This is a genomic window from Methanosarcina mangrovi (assembly GCF_052057765.1).
Classification (GTDB): Archaea; Halobacteriota; Methanosarcinia; order Methanosarcinales; family Methanosarcinaceae; genus Methanosarcina.
In genome coordinates, this window is sequence record NZ_CP195120.1 from 2790553 (window position 1) to 2811094 (window position 20542).

Genomic DNA, 20542 nt, shown 5'->3' on the forward strand with positions numbered 1-20542 from the left:
ATTAACACATTTCAGTTAAAAGATTACCTTCAGAAATTGTTTTTTCAAGAATGGAGATTGAAGAAAGCGTTTTGATTGATTCCTCAGTAAGAAATCCTTTTTCTCGGAGATATTTTTCAAGCGCTACGTTCACTATATCAGAATAAGATAGTGAGTGCATATCCATTATTTGAAGGATAAATTTTTCTATTTGAAAAGTTTTAGCTTTCCTATCCTTATTTTCTAATCCAAGGTTGCGGGCAACTGTAATAAGTGATTCCAAAAAACATCACCAGAAAAAAAGAGATTAGGGAGTATATATAACTAAAGTTAAAAAAGTTATTTAATTTTGAATTTCTCCCTGTTGCTGAGAGAGTTGAGTGAGAGCTGATAAAAGGGCCTGTGTTGATATTTGCTGTTTGGGTTGCCTTTTTGCTTTTTTCATTTGCCCATGATAAAGGATGTACCCGAGGTCCGACCCTTTCCCCAACCAGGGGACTTTAAACGGATCTGAGAAAATGTCCTTTTCGAATATCATACAGCACTGACCTGTTTCAAGTTTTTCAAAGAGAATGTTAAACCGGGCAAGTTTGGGCTTTTCGCTGCTCGGGTAGTATGCGCCGGGTAAGGCTATATGAGTTTGGAAAGAGGAACGGACACCAGGGCGCAGTTTTCGCCAGCCGTGAGTTGTACCTATAAGCCGGATATTCTGGCTGCGCAACTGTTCAATATTCTGCTGAATCCAGGCTCCGGCGTTGGCCTCATCCTTGCTACCTGTACCCTGACCTTTCGAGGGAGCTATATTGTTGATTTCATCTATGATTAGAGTAATGCGGGGAAGGAGGATAGACGGGGCGCAGTTTTCCGGGTGAATCGAATAATTGAAGCTTTTCAGGATAAGGGACTTAAACAATTTTGCGACTACCGGAGGGAATGCCTCAGGGTCCATTAAGAAGCGTTGAAGGCAGATAATATTAATCCGGTCCCTGTCCAGTAAATCCCAGATTTCAGCCGGGTTGCTGAAATATTTTTTTTCATAGTCGCAGATAGTCGCATCATCAAAAAGCACTAATTCGATATCACATCCTTCAGGGATCAGAAAGCGGACCTGAGCAGTGCGGCAGAGTTTAAGGATTTCTGAGCTTTTACCCCTGTCGAACCAGACAAGGGTTTCCCAATCATGCGCCGGGAGTTCATCACGGAGATTGAGAAAGCCCGATACTATCCAATGAAGTAGATTTGTTTTTCCTCCCCCTGTGTGCCCCTGACCCAGGCAGTGAACCCCCGGCTTTTTAAGGACTTCCCCCAAAAAACGACGCTGCCAGTAAGGCATATCCTTTGTATCTCTCATTGTTAGCCCTCAGATGAGTTAAGTTTAAGCCTTTTACCATTGTGGTTTTTAAGATAGTTGAATAAGGAATTAACTATCATACCAAAAGCGAAAGAACCGCCCGCAAGGAGCTTGAGATTATACCATGATATGATTATACACCCCTCAGGAACCGAGGATACAGGGAAGGTTAATAGGTTTGGATCCATCATTCTTCATTCTCCCAGGATACTCCGCTAATATGTTTCAGCGTGGAAATATCACATAGTTTATGTTTTTCGACAAGGAAAAGCAAGTAATACCGGGTGAGATCTAAGAGCTTTTCACATTTTTTGCGCTTTGAGTCTGCGGTTTGTCGTGCTTCTGGATCGTCAATGAAAGGTTCGTAAGAGTCTCTGAGAGCGTCTATATTGTCTGAAATAATTTTGAGGTTAGCCCGGTCTTCTTCGCTTAATTTCTTATCCTGGTCTGCGTCCAGAATGGCCTTAATTTCATTGAAAATAAGGGCTATGTGGTTTATCCTAGCTATAAGAGGGGCTTCAAGTTGCCGGACCTGCTCGGATAGAGTGAGGGAAAGGATAAAGGCCATCCCCCCTTTACCTGCTGTGTTATTGCTGCGGTATACCATTATCTTCTTTCCTCCTAAGTTTAGACACCATTCGTTTAAGGACTCCTGGCCGTTCTCCATAATCCAAGCCTGGCAGGGCTCCGGCTGGTAGCTGTTGAGGGAAAAACAAGGGCCTTTCTATTAGTGTTTGTGCAAATTCCATACGCCCCTTTCTGTTGATTGACCGGCTAAGGGATAACTGAGAATTTATAAGGGCCATTGTTGCCGGAATAGGTATTTTTTCATTTATGGCCCGAAGGTAAGAAATGTAAGGGATCTGTTCAGGGTCCACGTCATAAAGGGCGTCAGATTGTTCATTTGCAAGGGCTAAAAGGGCCTGATGGCGCATTACTGCAGGACTATATTTTGTTGTGTCTGAGTCATCAAGATCTTTCCGGAGGGACATTATTTTTTTCTGTTCGGCTTCTTTTTCGGCTTTGATAGATTCCCTTAGCTGCTTGCTTTTATCTGTTTCTTCTGCCAGCTTGATCACCTCATTAAGTTTCTATTTTCTCATTTTTTTTTGCTGGAATGAGGAGGAAAAATTCGATTAATAGAGAGAGGAGAATAAATCCTGCTGCTGTAAAATACTGGTTTAGATGGGCGAATGTAGCCCCGGTCCCGCAGAAACCCCCCATAAAGAAAGAAAAGAATTCAGTTCTTGTAATTTTTATCAATTATACCACCTTAGAACATTAAGCCGAATACAAAGAAGAAAAGCCCCGAGAAGAGCCCGACACCTATAAGCTGTTTCCAATCCGGTTTTATATTTGTGGCACGGCTAATAAATGACTCATCGAAGACGTTATTAACCATACGAGGATCACAGAATAGTTGGGCCAATTCATCCCCTTTATAGAATTTCACGTCCACAGTAACCCCTTTTTCTGCATCACACAGGTAAATATAATATATTTTTTCTTTGTGCTGCACCCACAGGGCCGGGGGCTCTACAATGAGGAATGACTGATCCTCATTTTTATTTTTCAGAATGTTTTCCTCTTTGCGAAGGGTTGTCAGATGTCCGCCATTTTGACCTGGGGAGAATATCAGACCTGTAACCATATCCCCACGTCTAAACCTGCTTTTCTTTTTTTTAGCTGGTTTTAACTGGGGGTTATATTCTGGCTGCGCATCTGCTCTATATTTAGTAAGTTGTTCTGAAATTTTGGAAAACAATATATTGACCTCCTCAAATTGGTTTTAGTGCGTTCACTATCGTAGCTATGCCTTCAAAGATCCGGAATATAATTGATATCGAGCCTGATACTATTTTGAACCCAAAATCAATTATCTGAATATGGGTATTTGCTAATTTTTTGAGAAATCCAAATATCCCCCCGCGTTTAAATCCCGTTAGTGCGTAACTCCATACGAAAAACTCAACAGTACAGAAAGTAGTTTCTGCATACTCAATGAAAAACAAATTGAAGTAGAATGATATTGAGCTAAGAGTCATTGCTGCCATGGTGAGGGTTATAGAGAGGTATGGACCCACGCCTGGAATCAACTCCACGAAGGACAAAACTCCATCCCAAGCCCACGACAATACTTCATCAATTCCGTAGTTAATTAGCAAACTAATGTCTTCGGCTTCTTGTTGCTGGAATTCTTCTTCTGTTGATGCGTATACGGTAAGGTCAAAAAAGCAGTTAGAAGAACCTGCTATATTGGAGAACCGTAAACGGGTATATAAATAATCATCAGGGAGGATATCAGCCCATTCAGAAGATGCGCTTGCAAGATTTGTGAAGGATGCAGTAAGAGGGATCAGTCCGGTATATACGTCAACGTCAAAAGCTGTATCTGTTTCCATGAAAAAATATTGGACATGCAAGTCATAATTTGTTGATGTGGGGTGTAAAGTCCTCAGATGCTTCGTTTCTATGGAACCGTTAGGTGATTGTAGAGTAATGTCGAAATTCCACCAGCCCCAGGATTTAGAGCTATTGATGTCTAATTTATAGACATCTCCATATGCATTGAAAATGAAGGAACTGTTAGAGTTAGGGTCAAGGTTCCCGGCGTTTAGTCCTGATAATACTAACCCTTCGGGAGCATCAATACTAAATGATTGGATATGTTCCTGTGTAAATTCATCGGCTGCCGATCCCGGCATTGCCAGAGCTAATATGAAAAAAATTAGAGGAAAGTAATTTCTCATCATAGCCCCTCAATTATTTTTATGAATACTGCAAAGACTACGAAGCCTAAAAGACCAGGGACGACCTCCTCAAATTCTTCCATACTTTCACGGGCTGCCTGACGACCGGGTCTTTCTGTGCTGCTGTCGTCATCGTCTTCTGGTTGAGTGCTACCTCCGGAGGTCTGAGAAACTAAACGGATGAGATGAAATGTTGATCCATTAACTGTTATTGTTTTTTGGTAATTGTCATACCCTGTTTTTGAGGCGGATAGGGTCCATGTAGAACCGTTTGGGAGGCCCTCAAACATATATGCCCCTGTAGAGGACCTACCTAAAGCAGAATATGAAACTGAGCCGTTTGCGATCTGAATATATGCGGTTCCTATGGCTTCCCCTGTGTCATAATCCGCGCAGGCTCCGTATATTATCCCTGTTTCCCCTTCTGAGGCTGTGATAGGAACCAGATAGATATTTTTCAGAGTGCTTATAGAAAGAATGTCTATCGTTGTTGAAAGTGTGTTATAGCCGTCAGCCCCTACCACTAAGTTTTTAGTGCCTGCGCTAGTGGTCATATCATAACGGCCAGCATCATCAGTATATACAACCGAGCCGCCAACAGCTACCGAGGCTCCTTCTATGGCTGTAAGGGTGTTCGCATCGTAGACAGTACCGTATATTACATAGTCGTCTCCGCTTGCGACTGTTGCGCTGTCGGAATCGAGAAGTTCCCCATCATAGGCAGCAACAACATAGAGAGAGGAAATATCCTCTCCTGACAGCTGATAATAAAAGATTCCTGAACCGGTTTTAGTGTACGTTTCAGAAATTGTTTTCGCGCTACTGCCTGCTTTCGTGCCTGTTAGTTGCACCTGGCAGCCTGCAGGGAGATTTGAATAAGTGATAGATACTTTATCAGAATTTGTATATGCCGACTTATCAAAGCTTATTTCCGAATTTCCCCCGACTCCTCCGACAACTTCAAAGTATTCATACGCAACTTTTGCCCCTGATGGGTTTCTAAGTATTACTACTCCGGTTCCAGATACAGAATCTTCCGGAACTAAATAAGATATTAATTCCTCTGTGTCAGATATTGTATATGATTCTAAATCATCTGAGCTTGGGCCATCACATTGTAAAGTAAACCCTGATGCGTTGTAACAATATATATTAAGTAGTTCCCCCGGAGATACTTCCGGATTTTCGATTGTGAGGGAATACCCGGTTATTGCAGTTAAATCAAATGTGCGTGAATTTGAAAAATATGTGTTACCGTTATATGTATAAAATAGTTTTATAGAAAAATATTCAGATTCAGATAGAGATGATACTGGGATTGATAACTCATTCAGGTTACTTATCGGAGTGTCGGTTACTACCTGATTTAATTCACTGTCATACACTCTATAAAACCATGAATACCCAGATTTTAAATATGGACATCCGACTCTGAAATATTGATATGTGTCTGATTCGTCTGCTGATTCATCACAACTTACTACACTATTATGAGAAGATGTCGTGAAGTCGTCTAAATATAATCCACATGCATAAGGAGATGTTGTTACTGTTATTTCCATCCTTACGGCTGATTCCCCAGATATTGAATATGCTGTGGAATCGGACAGTACCCCGTTAGCATAACAATCTATACCATTACCGCTTACTGTTTCGATGAATTCTAATCTAGTCCATGCGGTATTATAGGAGATTGTTTTCATGTTCGGATCAGAAAAAATTACCTCATTGTCTGCATTATAAAGTTTGAATCCTATTGCTACTGGACCAATGTGCCCCTCATCTTTTCCCTTCACAGAAAATGAAAACTGGCCAGGGAATGAAGAATTAATTTGCATGGTTAGAGGAATATCCCCTTCATTCATTACCAGACAATACCCATGCTCATAAGATGATAATTCAAGAGTCGGGCAGTTAAAATAATTGTCATATCCCCCGTCATTTGGGTGGTTTTCAAATGATTCTTCCCAGGCCGAAGCAGGGAATGTTAGCAGGCAGAGAGCTAGCAGAGAGAGAATAATAATTTTCTTCTTCAATTTCCAAACCCCCCTATTATCTGAAAATTAGCTTGACTATTCCAACAAATACCAGGGCGCCACCGAAGAAAGATATTGTTTGTCCTGCGGCTGTGTCTATAAAATACGTTAAAGCGTTACGCGGATCGTCTATCCATGTAAATTCAGAGGGTTCAACTACTATCTGATATGAATAGTCCGGATTTAATGAGATGGAGGCATTTTCAGTGGACCCTGAATATATTACTGATACGCCTGTTTCTGAGACCTGATATACAGAAATATCACGCTCTACAATGTTCAGGTCATTGAAATTTATAGATACGTTAGAGGCTGCGGCTGGCAGGCAGAGCGAAGAGAGAAGCAAGAAAAAAGAAATTGTAATCTGGAAAAATGATATGGGGCGCATTTATGCCCCCCTTATACAAGCTTGTCAATCATGGCAAGTATTTTATCAAAGAATTTGAGAATGAACCCGACTACTGCTAGGGTCATGATTGTAGGAACGATTGCAACAACCAGATCCCCGAAGGATGGGAATATAAGGCCCATGTCTGAGAGGATACCAGTAATCTGAGATACGTTAATAACGCTTGCAGATGCCCCACCAGTGAGGATGGAGAGACTTAAACCTCCTGTGGTTGCTGCGATTGCAGCAGATATATTTCTCTGAGAACATTTGTTCTTAAGAGAAAGAGCTTTTTCTTTAATGGACTTGTTTGTGATCATAATATTTGGTAGAATTTATTCATATATAAAACACACAAAAATCTAAGGAAATTAATTTTTAATTAAAAAAATTAGAATTTTTGGAAATATGATTTGTATGTACTAACATACAAGATGAAATTTTTTCCCTCGGTAAAAAATCGATAGCGGTAAAAAATAAAATGCTTTATTGAGCTCTGGGAGCGCCTCCGGATCCGGACCTTCAGAACTTATCCATGATTGCAAATTTTTCTTTTTATTAGGACTTATGCGGTTGAACTATAGTTATTCTCGCAAAGAATTTCACTTAAAATTGAAACTGCCTATTTCATATAGTCTAAATCATTCTGTTTTGGATTCATTTTAGAAAATAAGTGTGAACGTTTGTGTCTGTGACCATAAGTTGACTATTTATAATGGTGTATTTTATTTATTTGCTATGACAAATGAACAAGCAGAAATTTATGATAAACTGTTTGAACAATGTGATAAGTACGAAAATAAATATATAAAGTTAATGGAATTTATATGTATAATAGTTGGTTTTTATATTGCAGTAGTATCTAAAATTGTAGAAACATCTACATGGAATGTTGATAAGTTCGCTATATGGAATGTTATTTTCAGTATTGTATGTATCACATTTGCTTTTTTTTTTATTATAATATATCTAATGAAAAAAGATGAATACAGTATGTTCGAAATACGTGAGGGAATGGTCCAACTTAAAAATGAGGAAGAGCTTTCAAAATTAAATGAAAAATTATACTTATTAGTAAGATATCAAGAGAAAAGGTACTTCAGTTCACTTCTTTTAATTACTTGCTCTCTTTTTTTTGCCTTAAATTATTTTGTATCAAGTACGATTATATTTATTTACTTTGTTATAATTCTCATTGCCTTTTATGGCCCACATAAAGGAAAAATATAATCCTTTACTTTTCCTTTAAAAGTGAAGGGATCCGAAGAAATCCTGAAATTATAAGAAAAATGAAGGCTGCCTGTGAGGCAGAGAGTAAAAAATAGAGAGAAAAGAATAGTTATAACTCTTGATTTCTATTTATCCTCTCTTCTTCTTCCCATTTACCTATCCATTTATAAAGAGTGGAATGAGGTATCTGCATTACCCTAGCAATCTGTGCAGGCTTTAAACCTGATCCCTTAAGTTTATTGTACTCTTTTTTATCCGGTTCGTTTTCTGGCCTGCCTATTTTTTTCCCTTCTTTCCTAGCTCTTTCTTGACCCAATTTAGTTCTCTCTGATAATGATTTTTTTTCAATGTCTGCGAACCAGGCAAACATACTTACAAAAATGTTTCTGATTCCTTTCATGTTTTCATCAACAAGTTGTGTCCATGCTTCATTAGGGCTTAAGGAGATAATTTGAACTCCCTTAAGCTCAATATCTATGAAAAGCTGTAAAGTTTCAGCTGAAGACCTCCCTATCCTTGAGAGTTCAAAAACGTAAAGTCTGTTTACTTCTCCATTTTGAATCATTTCATAAACTTTTTTAAATGCTTTCCTATTCTTAGCCAGCGTAAGACCTGAAACCCCTTTATCATAAAAAATGTTTTCAGGTAATACACCAGCTTCTTTTAAGGCTAGAATCTGATTGTCAATATCTTGTTTAGATGTTGATGTTCTGGCATAACCGAGGATTTTTCCCATAAATGTATTTAATGTAACTAAAACTATTTAAACTACACACATACGTTTAATGTAACTATAAACGCTCGTTTTATGGAAGAAAAAAGGAAAGAAGAGGAAGATAAGAGAAATAGATTTCATTAAATCTCGTATTCAAAAGGATCCAAGTCTTTTACTTCCTAATTGATCAATTGCTCGATTAAAACGTTCATGAATCTTACTTTCCTGACTAGCCGTATCTTGGTTTTTCTTGTCATGATCCTTTTTAGCATAATATACAGAGAAATAACTAGGAACACCAAAAACGATAGCTACTAAGATACCCATAATGGTTACTATGAGACTTATTATTGCTACTGTTAAACTCAAATCCATGTTTTATGTCTCTGAAGTTTGAAGGTATTCCGGAGAAAAAGAAAGATGGAATCCGTGCAAGAGATTCTAAATGAGTACAAAAATTAATATTCCATTTTTAACTTTTCGATGAGGTTAAAGTCTTAATATTCAGAGATGTTTAGTTACTTCAATAGTTATCAACATCTATCATTATTTTCTCTGCGTCTCTGATAATAGATCTACAAATAATAATAAATTCGCAATTCTCAGAAAAATCATCATCCATTGTAACAGAATAATCTCCGAGTTTATCTAACTCTAAACTTAATTTTTGTAAATCTTCACTGGTTTCATCTGATATATCATTTACAGTTTGACTTAAGATATTCGTTAACTGGTTTGAGAATATAAAACATTCATTTTTCATCTCTTTATACCTAATACGATCCGAAGATAAATAATTCTCAAATGTAAATTTTATTTCTTTTAGTTTATCTATAATTCTCTTTTGACCTTCTTTCTGTGAATCCTTTGCTTTTTCTTTTGTTTCAATTCTCCTTGTATAGTGAAAAGTTAAAATATTCACACATATTCCGCCAACGATTCCCCCCAAAAAACCATAGATCAGGTCATTATCCATAACTTACCTTTCAAAAACTTTTTTCAATTCTGTCTCAATTTTCTCCATTTCGCCTTCAATATCAATATTTACATGGGCGGATATTTTCTCATTGCAATTATGACAATATGCATATCCATCAACGTATGTACCTGTAAACTCATTTACATACACTGTTAGGTTTTTTCCTTTGCATAAAGTACATCCGTTTTCATATACAACTTTTTCTAATATGTTAGTGAGAATTTTTTCAAGGGTTTCTTCATCTATTTCACTTTTAAAATTTGGGTTTGGTTTAAACATGTGAATATAATTTATTCTATACATATAAAATATTTTCTTTATAAATGGAAGCTTCACATAATTTATTAAACAAATATTGATAAATATCGTTATAGATTATTCAATAAAAGTAAGAACTTAAACTGGTGAAGAGATGGTAATGTCCAAGAAATACTATGGTGAAAGATCAAATGTTACAGATCCAAAAATTAATTTTAACATACTCAAAGATTACTTTTTCGCGATTTATAAAGAATATGAAGAGCATATGACTCTTTATAATCATCATAATCCAGATATTTACATATATGGTTTGACTAAAATGATGAATATTTGGCCGATAGAAAATTGCATTTCATCATATGATGAGGTTAAGTTATTTACAGTTATAGAGTTACTTTACGATCATATTCGCGTATATATTCTTGGATCAACTTATCCTTTCGAAAAGATAAGCGTAGAGAAAGAAGAGACAAGAAAAAAGAAGAAAGAGTATATTACCGAAATAAATATTATCCTTAGACATTATAATGAAGGATATGAGCTTTCGGAAGAGGGACAAATCCAAAAGCTTTCACCACCTGGTTTCGAATCACTTATAGAAGAAAACATTGAAACAATCGACCCTAAGAATATTGATTTAAGGGTAAAGTACGCAATTTCAAAATTTTCTCGGTATAATTCTTCAGTTGAAGAGAAGAAAGAAGCCATAAGAATACTTGCTGATGTGCTAGAATATCTAGGGAAATTTGGTATAAAATTAAATAATAAAGATGACAGTGATCTTTTCAAAATAATAAACGGCTTTGATATTCGCCATCATAATCGAACACAACAAAGCGATTATAATAGAGATGTTTGGTATGATTGGATGTTTTATACTTTCCTTGCTTCCATTCACGTTCTTTTAAAATTGAATGATGAAAAGTTAGATTTAAAAGTGCAGCGTACAGCGTGAAAGAAGGCGTTAGAGTCTCATCTATGGGGAATTCTGTATCCGGTTATTTGTTGATTATACCTTTTAAAAAATGTTTTTCTGGCCTTTCTTATTGTTACCCTATTGAAAAATCCTAAAGGTTATTACATACCCATATATAATAACCTTAAGCAGTCCGTAAGGAGTAGGTTTTTACACAAAAAATCCAGGTCCGGAAGAAGTCTATAGACTTTATCCGGATTTATTTTTTAGATTTTTCTGGTTTTAATCTAAGTCCAGAAGAAGTCTATAGACTTTATCTGGATTTATTTTTTAGATTTTTCTGGTTTTACAAATTCAAAATATCCGCATATGTCACAAACGAACCCAACTGGAATATTTTTTATTTGTCCAGGGATACCGTAAGATGTTGTTATTCTTTTTTGAATGTAAGCAGTATGGAGATACCTTGATGAAGAACTATAACAACCATTTGGACATAATTTTCTTCTTTTAACCAATGATTCACCCCCATTTTTTTAAAAATTGTTTCCATGAAAGAGCAGGAGCGGACCTTAAGACCCGTTCTGCATCTCCGGAGAGGTCATTATAGGAGCTTTTGCGCTCCCTGCTCTGCAGGATTGCACTTTCGTATTTCTCTGCGTCCGGATGTTCCGGGTATTCAGGTTCGTTATCTTCTTCCGAATCTCGAATAAGTTCTATTGGTATTTTCATTGTTTATTTGCCTCCCGGGTCAAAATTAATTCTGCAATTACCTGAATGACGTTTACGGTTACGGCATTTCCGAGACATTTATAACGAGCAGTATCTGAAATTCCTACAGTCCAATTATCTGGGAAACCCTGAAGGCGTTCACATTCCAACGGGGTTAGACGTCGTATTTTCCCGTTTATATTGTATGTATCCCAATTTTGTTTACTCCCATAAGGAGAGGATAACCCTCCACTGCGAACTGTTTTTGACAATAATATTGTCATTCCGGAATGATTTCCACCGCTGTTTCCCCCTGCTGTAAGAGTTCTAACAATTGGGGTTTTTGATGGCTTTTTGACATAATCATTTTTTTGACTGAATCGTGAGAGAGGAAATATTTTTCTGACGGATTTGTCTCTAAGATATCCGATAATGAACACTCTTTCCCTGTTTTGTGGAACCCCGAAATCTTTTGAGTTAAGAGTATCCCATTCCACGTCGTACCCGAGGTTTTCCAGTTCAATGAGCACTCTGGCGAAGTCCCATCCTCTGTTTGCGCTAAGCAATCCTTTAACATTTTCAAGGAATACAATGTTAGGTTTTTTTTCTTGTAAGATCCTGATGATATCAAAAAAGAGTTTAGTTCTTTTTCCTTTAACTCCTTCTCGTTTTCCGGCAATAGAAACGTCCTGACAAGGGAATCCACCACAAAGGATGTCAATGTCTGGAATGTCACCTGCTTGTATTTTTGTGATGTCACCGTGTGGTCTTTCTTTGAAATTTTTTTCATATATATACCTCGCGTTCTTTTCTATTTCAGATGAAAATACACATTGTACTGGGATACCCAATTTGTCAGCCGCTAATTCAATACCGAGCCTGAACCCGCCTATGCCAGCAAAAAAATCAGCAAAAAGAACTTTTTTCAAAAAATCACCCCTGCATAAATAGCTCAGAAGCTCGCCTAAAGCTCACAGAACGCTTTTCTTTTTCCTTCGTGTCCTTAGACTGGGGCTCTGATCTCTTGCGAGTCCTCAGGAGAGAACCCGAGAAAAAGGCTTTAGCTTTATCATTGCCTTTCTGGAAAATTCGTTTTCCTTCTTTTGAGAGTACCCCGACTTTCGCCCAGATACCTTTCGATTCGTACCGCTCAGGAGCCTGCTTGATGTCCTGGCTGGCGGTCCAGAACTGAATATTGTATATCCAGTAATTCAAGCCGGATTTAGGGCTCATACTTTTTTCGAGATAATCTGAAAGGTACCCTGCAGGAGCTTTCCCGGCTGCATCCCTCGGGGATCTGCGGGCCCAGGTCCAGCCCTCCGGAGTCTGACGAATGGCGCAAATATCCATTACAGGGCCTCCCCCATAGCTTACCCAGATTTTTTTAAGGGCTTTAATTGGCAGGAGCCAGTTTGTCCCGAAAATGATAATATGAAAGTGGAGCCTGCCGTTCTGCTGGAATTCCCGGACGCAGATATATGTCAAGCCCCGGGCAAGGAAAGAATCAAGGAAACGGCGGAGCTTCCCCCAGGCTTTCAACATGTTAATGTTAGTGTCCCAGAGTGACCCGGCCCGAGGGGGAGCGGTAAGAGTCAGGAAAACGGCTTTCATATGGCGCTTGCTGGCTGCTGTCCAGGTTGCCCGGTATGCTTCCCGGATTTCGTTTTGACGGTCCACAGAAGTAAACCGGGTTTTGTAGGGAAGAGCCACCGAGCGAGCGAAGACAGGATCCCCGTCCATGCTATAAGCCATTTCTATATTTTCGGTCCTGATCCGGGTAATATAGTTTGAAAATTCCTGTATACATTCAAAATAAATATTATTAGTGTAAATAAAATCCCCTGTTTCGCGATCAGTATAACCGAACCCGTTACAGCGGCTCACTTTATGCGCTGCTTTCCAGCGTTCCGGGCTTGCGTTTTTAAGCCCCTCCAAATCATCAAAATTTTTTGAAGTTGTATCCGGTCGTCCGTTTTTGATTTTGGTCTCTGAACTAATTTGCTTATCAAAGATCAAGGTAAGTGGTTTTTGGGGATTGGCCCGGATCCATAAGATAGAATCTTCCTTTTTCATAAGGAAATGGAGTTTTCCCGCTTGCGTTTTAAAGAAATTATACACTTTCATATAAATTTTTTTAATAGGTTCTGTTAAAGAGTACTTTTCCTTTAGATATTCCGCTAATTGCCCCACATTACAAGGGCTTTCGCTAGTTATTTCATAGAAATCTGATACTTGCCTCTGAGTGAGCCCTAGCATAATCTCCCCCCGGTAGAATACGGTATAGTTTGGTCTCAAAAAAATTGAAAAAAAATAAGAGGAGTTATACCCCGAGAGCCTCAGCTATCGAAACCTGACGGTAATGCTTACAGAGATCTCCGCAGCTGTCCCGCGTGAGCTTATGCAGGGCAATGTCTACCCCGCAACGAGGACAGGACAGATATACCCATTGAGGCTGCAGGAACCCGCGAAGGTTCAGCCCGTCTTCATGGTCGTAACTGTGGACCCCTGCAGAGCCCAGGAGAGCACCGCAGGAAGGGCAGGAATGAGAAGAGACACGGACCCGGAGAGAGTCATAAACTGCGTTAGCATTGAAAATATTTTCAATACTCCGGGTTTCGGTTAATGGGGCTCCCTGTGGGGGTATTGCGTGTTTTACCTTTTGCCAGCACTCCGGACCATAGCCCCGGGTTTTGCTCTTGTGATCCCTGAGAGCCCGCCCGCAGCGCAGGCAGCGAGTATAAAGGGGAGTGTTCACAGGTCCACCCCCTGAGCCCTGAGAGTTTCTGCAGGAATAGAGGACCAGACCATAGAGCCCGAGAACTTAAATTTTATTAGATTGTCAAGGTGATAAAGGGGTCTTATATTGCAGAGTCCCCATAGATGCGACTTACCGAGCACATACCAAGAAAGAGGGTTCGCATGAGTGAGATAGCTAGAATTAAACTCCTCTCTGCTTACTCTACGGCTGTTTTTTAGGGTTGCAACTGCGACAATGTAACCGCGTGGTTTTAGCTGCAAGTCCCACCGTTCAGCTCGCCCTTCACTGTAATTTACATTAAAAAAATCTTTTATTGCCTGAATTTCTTCTTTTTTTGGTGCTGTCAGGCTGGCGTATATTGCAATATCCTTCCCGATATACTTAGTAGGAGCAGGATATAGGCGGTGTTCGTCAGTTTTGTAAGAAGTAGCTATTAAGTGTGCCCATTCCTGCCGGACTGCGAGAACAGGGATATTTAGAGGCATTATACCCGGCCCCCTGTTAAATTTTGACAGTGGCGTCTAGTACCTGGCCGCAGTGTGCGCCCACATGTGCAACCGCGAGCGAACCAGAGACGAGAGGCTTTATCATATCTGGAGTATTGCCGGTATAATTGCCCCTGCCGGTTTCGTTCTATTCGAGATATACTCATGCGAACCAGCCCCCTGCCCTGTAGACCTGCTGATAGAATTCTTCAACCTCATAGTAAGGGGTTGATGGATTACGCTTATTGTACGCAGCCATAGCAGCCCTTACTGCTGCCTGTTCAGTCTTGGAAAGGGACGCATATAATGAAGGATGGAACCCGGAACGCTGGCGAGATTTGGAGCGGGCCATTCAGACCGCCCCCCGAATAATCGTTTTCCAGCAAACGGCTTTTACTCCGGTCCATTTACCGAGTTTTAATTTTCTTGCAGGAATCCGAGCAAAAAAGATAGGCTTTGAATCTCTCTGAACGATAAAGGAATAGTCAGCGTTGTTTTCAACTAAGGTTTGGTGTTGTAAGGAATCAAAGCAGAATCTACCGGACCGTACACCGTTATGATTTCCACTTGCATTTATATATTCCTGGCATGATTTGTTTTCGACTTTGACCCCGTCAATTACAAAGTCTACTATTCCTTTGTAATGGAATTCAGCCCCTGGATAGAGGGCTTTAATTATGTTTTCCATTTCGCAACCGTTAGAGGATGCAAGGGCGTTTGATGATCCAGACATCAAAAGCCCCCCGGAATGTATTTAGTACATTTTTTGGAGCAGGTCCCGCAGTCCTGGCCATTAGAAGATTTTGAACAGCCAAAGCAGCCCACTCCATGATTTATAGAGTTATGAGCATATCCCCGGCAGGTTTTGCAGCAGTCCCGGACCATTAGAGCACCTCCGAAAAGATCCCAAAGGCAAGCACCGCAAGAAAGAGAGCCACATAAAAAAGAGTGAAAAATATCAGATCTCCCCGGCTCACGCTTCCACCCCCGCAATTATTGCCCCTATTGCAAAAATAGCCCCGAGAACGAGGAAACAAGCGAATCCTACGGCTGAGAATACTGATTTTACTATGTTCAAGCGTTCACCCCCCTTAAATGAATTCATCTGAAATTACTGCGCTGTACGTTGAAAGTGCGGTTTCATAGTCTGATTCTTTTGCGACCCAGACGCGGCCCGGAATCGTTGACGAGAACATGACTATATAGCGAGGTTCCGGCCTGTATGCGACCTGAATTAGTTTGAGTATCCCGCTCGAGAGTACATCCATGAACAGCACAATATAGCACATTTCAAACTGCAAGCTGGGAAAATAAGCAACAATTTTTTGAGGAATCAAACCCGCACCTCCCGAGAATATAGGGCGTTCAGGTCCGGAGTCTGAAACATACTTCGTACTGTTTTTTGATATGAGGGTTTGATATTTCCCCGAGTCTGAAAAATTAGTTCATCAAGGTGAGAATTCAGCTGAACTTTCCGGGTTGTGTGGACCGGAACCCGAGCGGACACTATGCCATTCACAGACCCACCCCCGCGAGGATCGAGAGGCAGAAGGTAAGCATAAGGACCCCTAAGAAGATTATACAGCACATCGAGGCTGTGACGATTGTTAGAGAAGAGAGGGCACGCACTTAAACCGCCTCCGCTGCATAGTTGCGATTAAATCGTATATTTGTGAGTTCTTTAGTGGCGCAGTTTGAACAGAGACGCTTCCCGTATACTTTAGGCCATGTGGCGGGAACAAATACTTGTTTGCACTCTTCGCAAAGTTCGTGCTTGTAGGGGCATTTTAATTTTGCTTTTCTCTGAGGCACAGAAAAATAAGGGCTGTTTGCCTGTAGATTACTCATACATGCACCCCCGAGAGGATCGAGAGGCAGAAAATACGGAACTCCTCACCCTCCGGAGCTAAAGCGACTGTTTCCGGAGAGAGGGAGGCAAATTTCTGGACAAGAGGGTTTTGTCTCAGGTCTTCGAGTGTGAGTGTTTCTGCGCTCACTGCAAAACCCCCATAGATTGATATATAAAGAAACCCTCTTCAAAAGAGGGTGAAAAACTCAGTCCAAAGCTTGGCCGCGCCGGAAAGAATTTTTCACACCCAACAATTCCTTTTTTCATATTACCGCCTCTCCTTTATCTGGAAATTTCACTAGGAATTCTGATAGAGCCATGCTCACTAGATCTGAATTGCTGCTAAATATCCGTTCATTAACAAGTTTATCCACTTTTTTTGCAAGGTATGGACTGACGGTTACATTTAGTGTATTTTTTTTCTTGATATTTTGTATTAAAATCACCTCTTATTGTCAAGTAATTACACCATAATTACCACATCAAATATAAAATTTTCGTTTGATGCCGTAATTATGATGTAATTAAAAAGTAATTACCACAAAAAGGTATAAAATGATACTCTGTTGTAATTATAATGTAATGGCAGGGGCACAAATAAAAAAGAAAAAAGTAACTCTGAATGTGACGGTCAGTCCTTATCTAAAACGGAAGATAGATGCTTTAGTCGAAACTGAGGAGTTCAGCAGTGCATCGGATTTAACAACTACTGCGTTAACTGAATTTCTTTTAAAGCATGATTTAGAACAAGAAGAAATAGGAGCCGTCGAAATTCTTATTGAGCTTCTTCAAACAGAAATAGGTAGAAAGGCGATCAACGCAGTACTTCAACAAAAGGGATCTTCTCCAAAAATCCCAGTCGTCGAAGAAGCTAAATCTAAAATTAAGAAAATTAAAAAAGAAGAAGATGACGTGGAAATATTAGAAGAATTTACTTTATAATAATTTTTCAAAAAATATTCATGAACAAAAGGCAGGAAACCCTTAACTAAGTTTTTAGCTCAGGGTAATTAATGATTAATATACATATAATGGTGCAAGTCTGAAGTAACAAAGACCTTTGGTTTTCAGAATAAACTTTTGATATTATCGGCTCTGCCTCTTTCGGGACTCAAAAACCTGCACTTACATATTCATCTGGACCATAACGACCATCAAAACTTGTGTTTATTTAGTAGTTTCATGGTTTGGGCATAAACGTCCTTGTCTAACGCCAATTTCCTCCCTAATGGCCGTCTTAAAAGAAAATCATATTCTCGCAATATCAGCTGATTTTTAATAAGAGTTGCTCGGACCACACTATGTCTGAATTTCAGTCCATCTTTTTTTACAATATATCTTTTTATTTCCTTAAATTTGTCATCAGTTAACTTCATTGCAATTGTTGAATGAAATTCAAATTTTCGTTCAAAGTCGAACGTATTGAGTTTACAGTATGGTTTTAGTGTTTGAGCAAGCTTCCATCTAAACTCCACTAAAGTTTGGCTTGGAGTTATGTCAAGGAATATTACTTTGGTATCTTCGAATGCGCCGAATCCATTTACTTTGAAATCCATTAGTGAGTAGTTTGAACATAAGAAATTGAAATCGCGAATTAATCTGGTTTCGTCATAAGTAGTAAATGGACCTGCCAATGTAATATGAGGAATCGCCCTTTTAGATTTCAGTCCAAATATCTGATTGATTTCGTTTATCCACTTTTTAATTTCATATTTTGCACTGCCGTGGAATCTAAATTCAATCAAATAATGTACCATGTAAAAACAGAATCATTAGAAGTATTTATTTATTATCATAATTTCTAGACAAAGCGATTCTTTATTACTTTCAGCCAGCTTGATTCTTTCTTATATATTTTAAGGACTTTTTTATTTTTCCATAGAAAATTGGGGGTCACAAAAATGTATGTAAAAGCGCGTTGTCCTGTTTGCGGCACAGATGTATATCATGATATATTTGTACATGTTCAGAAGTATCGCCGCTTTGGCTCACAGTCGCATAAATACCGGGTTGCCAAAATGAAAATACAAGATTCTCAATCAGAAGACGAATTAGTATATAACATTCTACAAAGCCTGGAAAATATAATCCACGATGGAATTGAAATAGAAATTCTGTCTGGAATCCTAAAAGAAAACTATGGAGTGACAGGGGATTGCTGTAGAGACCTCATAGAAAGAATTAAGATAGAGCTTGATATGTACTGCCCTGATATGAAAAGGCTTTATTTTGTGGAGTCCGATTGTTGCTAATAATGTCTTTTTTAAATTAACATAAATTATTTTTATTAATAATTCATTTCTATTATTAAATTAATGTCTTCTATGCATATGCAGAGACACCTTAAAAAAAGATAACTTTAAATATCTATTTTAACTATCTCTTAATAAATACTTTTTCAAATATACAGTGGGGGGATATATATAATCGAAAATATTCTAAACCCAATGATTACAGAGAAACAAAACAAAAAAGGAATGAGTTTAACAGTCCTTTTAGCGTTAAAAGATGGAAAACAAATTTCTTGCTATGATGTTGATGATTATCAAGTTACCTCTAACCAGTCAGGAAGTCCTCAATGGATAATAATAAGATCAGGTCAAATGAATGAGGTAAATGCTGTTATGTTGGAAGAAGTATGTAAAATACATGCTCACTTTAGTGAATCTAAAAAATAGAGTTGATTTGATAGGAGTCACAACCTACCAATACATGAAAACTTTGTATTTTGTGTGATTTTTATTTTTTTTTCATTTAGAGAAAGTATTAACTATTCTTTAGAAAATAGGAAATAGAGATTAACTATTTATAAACTGGCAGTAATATTATTCGAATAATATTAAATTAACATATATTTAATTTTATATGCTAATTTAAACTTCTTTATTAATTTAGTTTTTATTTAATTACTTCTGCAAATTCATTCGGATAGAATGAACAAATTCGCAGATGGGGGGTTGAAGAATGAAAGTGAAATTGATAGTTTCTCTGCTAGTAATATATCTGGTTTTTTCTCTAGGATTGGCTCAAGCACAGAATGAAGAGAACAGTTGTAAACCTCTAAAATTTGTAAATGTTACGCCGGAAGCGTTTGAGTGCATGAAGAAAAAGCTTCAGGACTACGGCATTGATGTCCCGCCGGGAAATGAAGGAGAACTTTCAGGAAAAGGGGTTACCGGGAGTTTCGAATGGGATGGAAAGTCCGTTCTTACCATCATAATTAAGGAAAAACCTTTTGGCGTCAGCTGTGAGACCGCAGACGGGAGGATAATACTATTCGTAGACGAATGTAAAGGTAAGTGAGGGAAAAACCTGGAATGTGACAGAGTTTTTTCCTGAAGGATAGCTGAATTCGCATATGATGAAGGGTGAAGAACGAACATGAAATTGATAGTTTCTCTACTAATGCTGTTAGTTTTTTTTGCGGGATCTGCTCATGCACAGAATGAAGAGAACAGCTGTGAAAACGTAAAGATTCCTGATGTTACACCCGGTATGTTTGAGTGCCTGAAGGAAAAGCTTCAGGGCTACGGCATTGACGTCCCGCCGGGAAACAAAGGAGAACTTTCGGACAGAGGGATTACCGGGAGTTTCGAATGGGATGGAGAGTCCAATCTCACTCTCACAATTACGAGAAAACCTTTTTTCATCAGCTGTCAGACGGTCGGTAAGGAAATTGTGAGATTTGCAGATGAATGCAAAAGTTTGTGAAAAAAACCAGAGTTTGGAAAAATATTAATCACTTTTTTTGTTTTAAGCACCGAGATCATGGTCAGCATTTCTTCTTCTATTTTTCGGATTGGAAAAAAACGTTAGATGCGTCAATCGGAAAATAAGTGCAAATGAACAAACCAGGAAATTATATTGCATCGACATAGGCATGATATTTGATGCAGAGCTTGTTGACGGGAAGAGGATAAGGGCATGTGCCACTATGGTATTAGTTGCTTGAAGGGGGTTAATTTTTTGTTTCAACCCTTTTAGGTGGACTTTTTCTTCAGTTTCCAGCATAGTGCAGTTTGAGGATACGAGAGGAAAAGAATACACCGCGGGGGTAATCGGGATGAGGGCGGGTTTGCGCCTCTTCTCCTCCTTTATCCTCTCAAGCAAAACCTCCGCCGTCTCATGATCTTT

At 38.8% G+C, this 20542-nt stretch carries 33 protein-coding genes; 7 read left to right on the forward strand and 26 right to left on the reverse strand.

The window, feature by feature from the left end:
* Position 1: 1 nt before the first annotated feature.
* The 10 genes from ACSAZL_RS12430 to ACSAZL_RS12475 all read right to left on the reverse strand — a co-directional run bounded on the left by ACSAZL_RS12430 (position 2) and on the right by ACSAZL_RS12475 (position 6824).
* Positions 2-262, reverse strand: coding sequence for a hypothetical protein (locus ACSAZL_RS12430; RefSeq protein WP_440944960.1), 261 nt, complete (start codon positions 260-262; stop codon positions 2-4).
* Between the two features lie 60 nt (positions 263-322).
* Entirely contained in the window at positions 323-1330 is a 1008-nt protein-coding gene (locus ACSAZL_RS12435; protein WP_440944961.1) for a hypothetical protein, read from the reverse strand.
* Positions 1331-1517: 187 nt separating this feature from the next.
* Complete coding sequence (locus ACSAZL_RS12440; RefSeq protein ID WP_440944962.1) at positions 1518-1937, reverse strand: hypothetical protein; 420 nt, start codon at positions 1935-1937, stop codon at positions 1518-1520.
* Complete coding sequence (locus tag ACSAZL_RS12445) at positions 1918-2409, reverse strand: hypothetical protein (protein WP_440944963.1); 492 nt, start codon at positions 2407-2409, stop codon at positions 1918-1920. The genes ACSAZL_RS12440 and ACSAZL_RS12445 overlap by 20 nt, the downstream gene beginning before the upstream one ends.
* A 4-nt stretch (positions 2410-2413) precedes the next feature.
* Positions 2414-2593: a hypothetical protein gene (locus ACSAZL_RS12450; protein ID WP_440944964.1), complete on the reverse strand. Its 180-nt coding sequence runs from the start codon at positions 2591-2593 to the stop codon at positions 2414-2416.
* 10 nt (positions 2594-2603) lie between these two features.
* Positions 2604-3095, reverse strand: coding sequence for a hypothetical protein (locus ACSAZL_RS12455; protein ID WP_440944965.1), 492 nt, complete (start codon positions 3093-3095; stop codon positions 2604-2606).
* A 13-nt stretch (positions 3096-3108) separates the two neighbouring features.
* The gene (locus ACSAZL_RS12460; RefSeq protein WP_440944966.1) at positions 3109-4080 is read right to left on the reverse strand and encodes a hypothetical protein; all 972 of its coding nucleotides are present in this window, start codon (positions 4078-4080) and stop codon (positions 3109-3111) included.
* Positions 4080-6116: a hypothetical protein gene (locus ACSAZL_RS12465; RefSeq protein WP_440944967.1), complete on the reverse strand. Its 2037-nt coding sequence runs from the start codon at positions 6114-6116 to the stop codon at positions 4080-4082. Before ACSAZL_RS12465 ends, ACSAZL_RS12460 begins: the two co-directional genes overlap by 1 nt.
* 16 nt (positions 6117-6132) lie before the next feature.
* Entirely contained in the window at positions 6133-6504 is a 372-nt protein-coding gene (locus ACSAZL_RS12470; RefSeq protein ID WP_440944968.1) for a hypothetical protein, read from the reverse strand.
* Positions 6505-6515: 11 nt separating this feature from the next.
* Positions 6516-6824: a hypothetical protein gene (locus ACSAZL_RS12475; RefSeq protein ID WP_440944969.1), complete on the reverse strand. Its 309-nt coding sequence runs from the start codon at positions 6822-6824 to the stop codon at positions 6516-6518.
* A gap of 418 nt (positions 6825-7242) precedes the next feature.
* On the opposite strand from ACSAZL_RS12475, the gene ACSAZL_RS12480 reads away from it, so the two are divergent.
* Entirely contained in the window at positions 7243-7734 is a 492-nt protein-coding gene (locus ACSAZL_RS12480; RefSeq protein WP_440944970.1) for a hypothetical protein, read from the forward strand.
* Positions 7735-7843: 109 nt separating this feature from the next.
* Here the strand turns inward: ACSAZL_RS12480 and ACSAZL_RS12485 are convergent, their stop codons facing one another.
* From ACSAZL_RS12485 to ACSAZL_RS12500, 4 genes are all read right to left on the reverse strand, one after another.
* Entirely contained in the window at positions 7844-8470 is a 627-nt protein-coding gene (locus ACSAZL_RS12485) for a recombinase family protein (protein ID WP_440944971.1), read from the reverse strand.
* Positions 8471-8602: 132 nt separating this feature from the next.
* Complete coding sequence (locus ACSAZL_RS12490; protein WP_440944972.1) at positions 8603-8818, reverse strand: hypothetical protein; 216 nt, start codon at positions 8816-8818, stop codon at positions 8603-8605.
* 154 nt (positions 8819-8972) lie between these two features.
* Positions 8973-9425 carry a hypothetical protein gene (locus ACSAZL_RS12495; protein WP_440944973.1) on the reverse strand — a complete coding sequence of 151 codons (453 nt, stop codon included), beginning with the start codon at positions 9423-9425 and terminating at the stop codon, positions 8973-8975.
* A 3-nt stretch (positions 9426-9428) separates the two neighbouring features.
* The gene (locus ACSAZL_RS12500; protein ID WP_440944974.1) at positions 9429-9707 is read right to left on the reverse strand and encodes a hypothetical protein; all 279 of its coding nucleotides are present in this window, start codon (positions 9705-9707) and stop codon (positions 9429-9431) included.
* A 139-nt stretch (positions 9708-9846) separates the two neighbouring features.
* On the opposite strand from ACSAZL_RS12500, the gene ACSAZL_RS12505 reads away from it, so the two are divergent.
* Complete coding sequence (locus ACSAZL_RS12505) at positions 9847-10644, forward strand: hypothetical protein (protein ID WP_440944975.1); 798 nt, start codon at positions 9847-9849, stop codon at positions 10642-10644.
* Positions 10645-10928: 284 nt separating this feature from the next.
* Here the strand turns inward: ACSAZL_RS12505 and ACSAZL_RS12510 are convergent, their stop codons facing one another.
* The 10 genes from ACSAZL_RS12510 to ACSAZL_RS12555 all read right to left on the reverse strand — a co-directional run bounded on the left by ACSAZL_RS12510 (position 10929) and on the right by ACSAZL_RS12555 (position 16556).
* Positions 10929-11123 (reverse strand): hypothetical protein, encoded by a 195-nt coding sequence (locus ACSAZL_RS12510; protein WP_440944976.1) that lies wholly within the window; start codon positions 11121-11123, stop codon positions 10929-10931.
* Between the two features lie 4 nt (positions 11124-11127).
* On the reverse strand, positions 11128-11337 hold the full coding sequence (locus tag ACSAZL_RS12515) for a hypothetical protein (RefSeq protein WP_440944977.1): 210 nt from the start codon (positions 11335-11337) through the stop codon (positions 11128-11130).
* Complete coding sequence (locus ACSAZL_RS12520) at positions 11334-12245, reverse strand: DNA cytosine methyltransferase (RefSeq protein ID WP_440944978.1); 912 nt, start codon at positions 12243-12245, stop codon at positions 11334-11336. The genes ACSAZL_RS12515 and ACSAZL_RS12520 overlap by 4 nt, the downstream gene beginning before the upstream one ends.
* 4 nt (positions 12246-12249) lie before the next feature.
* A complete protein-coding gene (locus tag ACSAZL_RS12525; RefSeq protein WP_440944979.1) occupies positions 12250-13251 on the reverse strand; it encodes a rolling circle replication-associated protein in 1002 nt (333 codons plus the stop codon).
* A 385-nt stretch (positions 13252-13636) separates the two neighbouring features.
* A complete protein-coding gene (locus ACSAZL_RS12530; protein WP_440944980.1) occupies positions 13637-14071 on the reverse strand; it encodes a DUF6011 domain-containing protein in 435 nt (144 codons plus the stop codon).
* Complete coding sequence (locus ACSAZL_RS12535) at positions 14068-14559, reverse strand: hypothetical protein (protein WP_440944981.1); 492 nt, start codon at positions 14557-14559, stop codon at positions 14068-14070. Before ACSAZL_RS12535 ends, ACSAZL_RS12530 begins: the two co-directional genes overlap by 4 nt.
* 163 nt (positions 14560-14722) lie before the next feature.
* Complete coding sequence (locus ACSAZL_RS12540) at positions 14723-14911, reverse strand: hypothetical protein (RefSeq protein WP_440944982.1); 189 nt, start codon at positions 14909-14911, stop codon at positions 14723-14725.
* A complete protein-coding gene (locus ACSAZL_RS12545) occupies positions 14912-15292 on the reverse strand; it encodes a hypothetical protein (RefSeq protein ID WP_440944983.1) in 381 nt (126 codons plus the stop codon).
* A gap of 358 nt (positions 15293-15650) precedes the next feature.
* Positions 15651-15896: a hypothetical protein gene (locus ACSAZL_RS12550; RefSeq protein ID WP_440944984.1), complete on the reverse strand. Its 246-nt coding sequence runs from the start codon at positions 15894-15896 to the stop codon at positions 15651-15653.
* A gap of 507 nt (positions 15897-16403) precedes the next feature.
* Positions 16404-16556: a hypothetical protein gene (locus ACSAZL_RS12555; RefSeq protein ID WP_440944985.1), complete on the reverse strand. Its 153-nt coding sequence runs from the start codon at positions 16554-16556 to the stop codon at positions 16404-16406.
* Between the two features lie 434 nt (positions 16557-16990).
* Here ACSAZL_RS12555 and ACSAZL_RS12560 point away from each other — a divergent pair, with 434 nt between their 5' ends.
* Complete coding sequence (locus tag ACSAZL_RS12560; RefSeq protein ID WP_440944986.1) at positions 16991-17350, forward strand: hypothetical protein; 360 nt, start codon at positions 16991-16993, stop codon at positions 17348-17350.
* Positions 17351-17562: 212 nt separating this feature from the next.
* On the opposite strand, the gene ACSAZL_RS12565 is transcribed toward ACSAZL_RS12560, so the two are convergent.
* Positions 17563-18165 carry a 2'-5' RNA ligase family protein gene (locus tag ACSAZL_RS12565; RefSeq protein WP_440944987.1) on the reverse strand — a complete coding sequence of 201 codons (603 nt, stop codon included), beginning with the start codon at positions 18163-18165 and terminating at the stop codon, positions 17563-17565.
* A 144-nt stretch (positions 18166-18309) separates the two neighbouring features.
* On the opposite strand from ACSAZL_RS12565, the gene ACSAZL_RS12570 reads away from it, so the two are divergent.
* From ACSAZL_RS12570 to ACSAZL_RS12585, 4 genes are all read left to right on the forward strand, one after another.
* A complete protein-coding gene (locus tag ACSAZL_RS12570; RefSeq protein ID WP_440944988.1) occupies positions 18310-18660 on the forward strand; it encodes a hypothetical protein in 351 nt (116 codons plus the stop codon).
* Between the two features lie 195 nt (positions 18661-18855).
* Positions 18856-19086, forward strand: coding sequence for a hypothetical protein (locus ACSAZL_RS12575; protein WP_440944989.1), 231 nt, complete (start codon positions 18856-18858; stop codon positions 19084-19086).
* 286 nt (positions 19087-19372) lie between these two features.
* Positions 19373-19711, forward strand: coding sequence for a hypothetical protein (locus tag ACSAZL_RS12580; protein ID WP_440944990.1), 339 nt, complete (start codon positions 19373-19375; stop codon positions 19709-19711).
* A 78-nt stretch (positions 19712-19789) separates the two neighbouring features.
* The gene (locus tag ACSAZL_RS12585; protein ID WP_440944991.1) at positions 19790-20119 is read left to right on the forward strand and encodes a hypothetical protein; all 330 of its coding nucleotides are present in this window, start codon (positions 19790-19792) and stop codon (positions 20117-20119) included.
* 42 nt (positions 20120-20161) lie between these two features.
* On the opposite strand, the gene ACSAZL_RS12590 is transcribed toward ACSAZL_RS12585, so the two are convergent.
* Positions 20162-20518, reverse strand: coding sequence for a hypothetical protein (locus ACSAZL_RS12590; protein WP_440944992.1), 357 nt, complete (start codon positions 20516-20518; stop codon positions 20162-20164).
* Positions 20519-20542 lie beyond the last annotated feature (24 nt).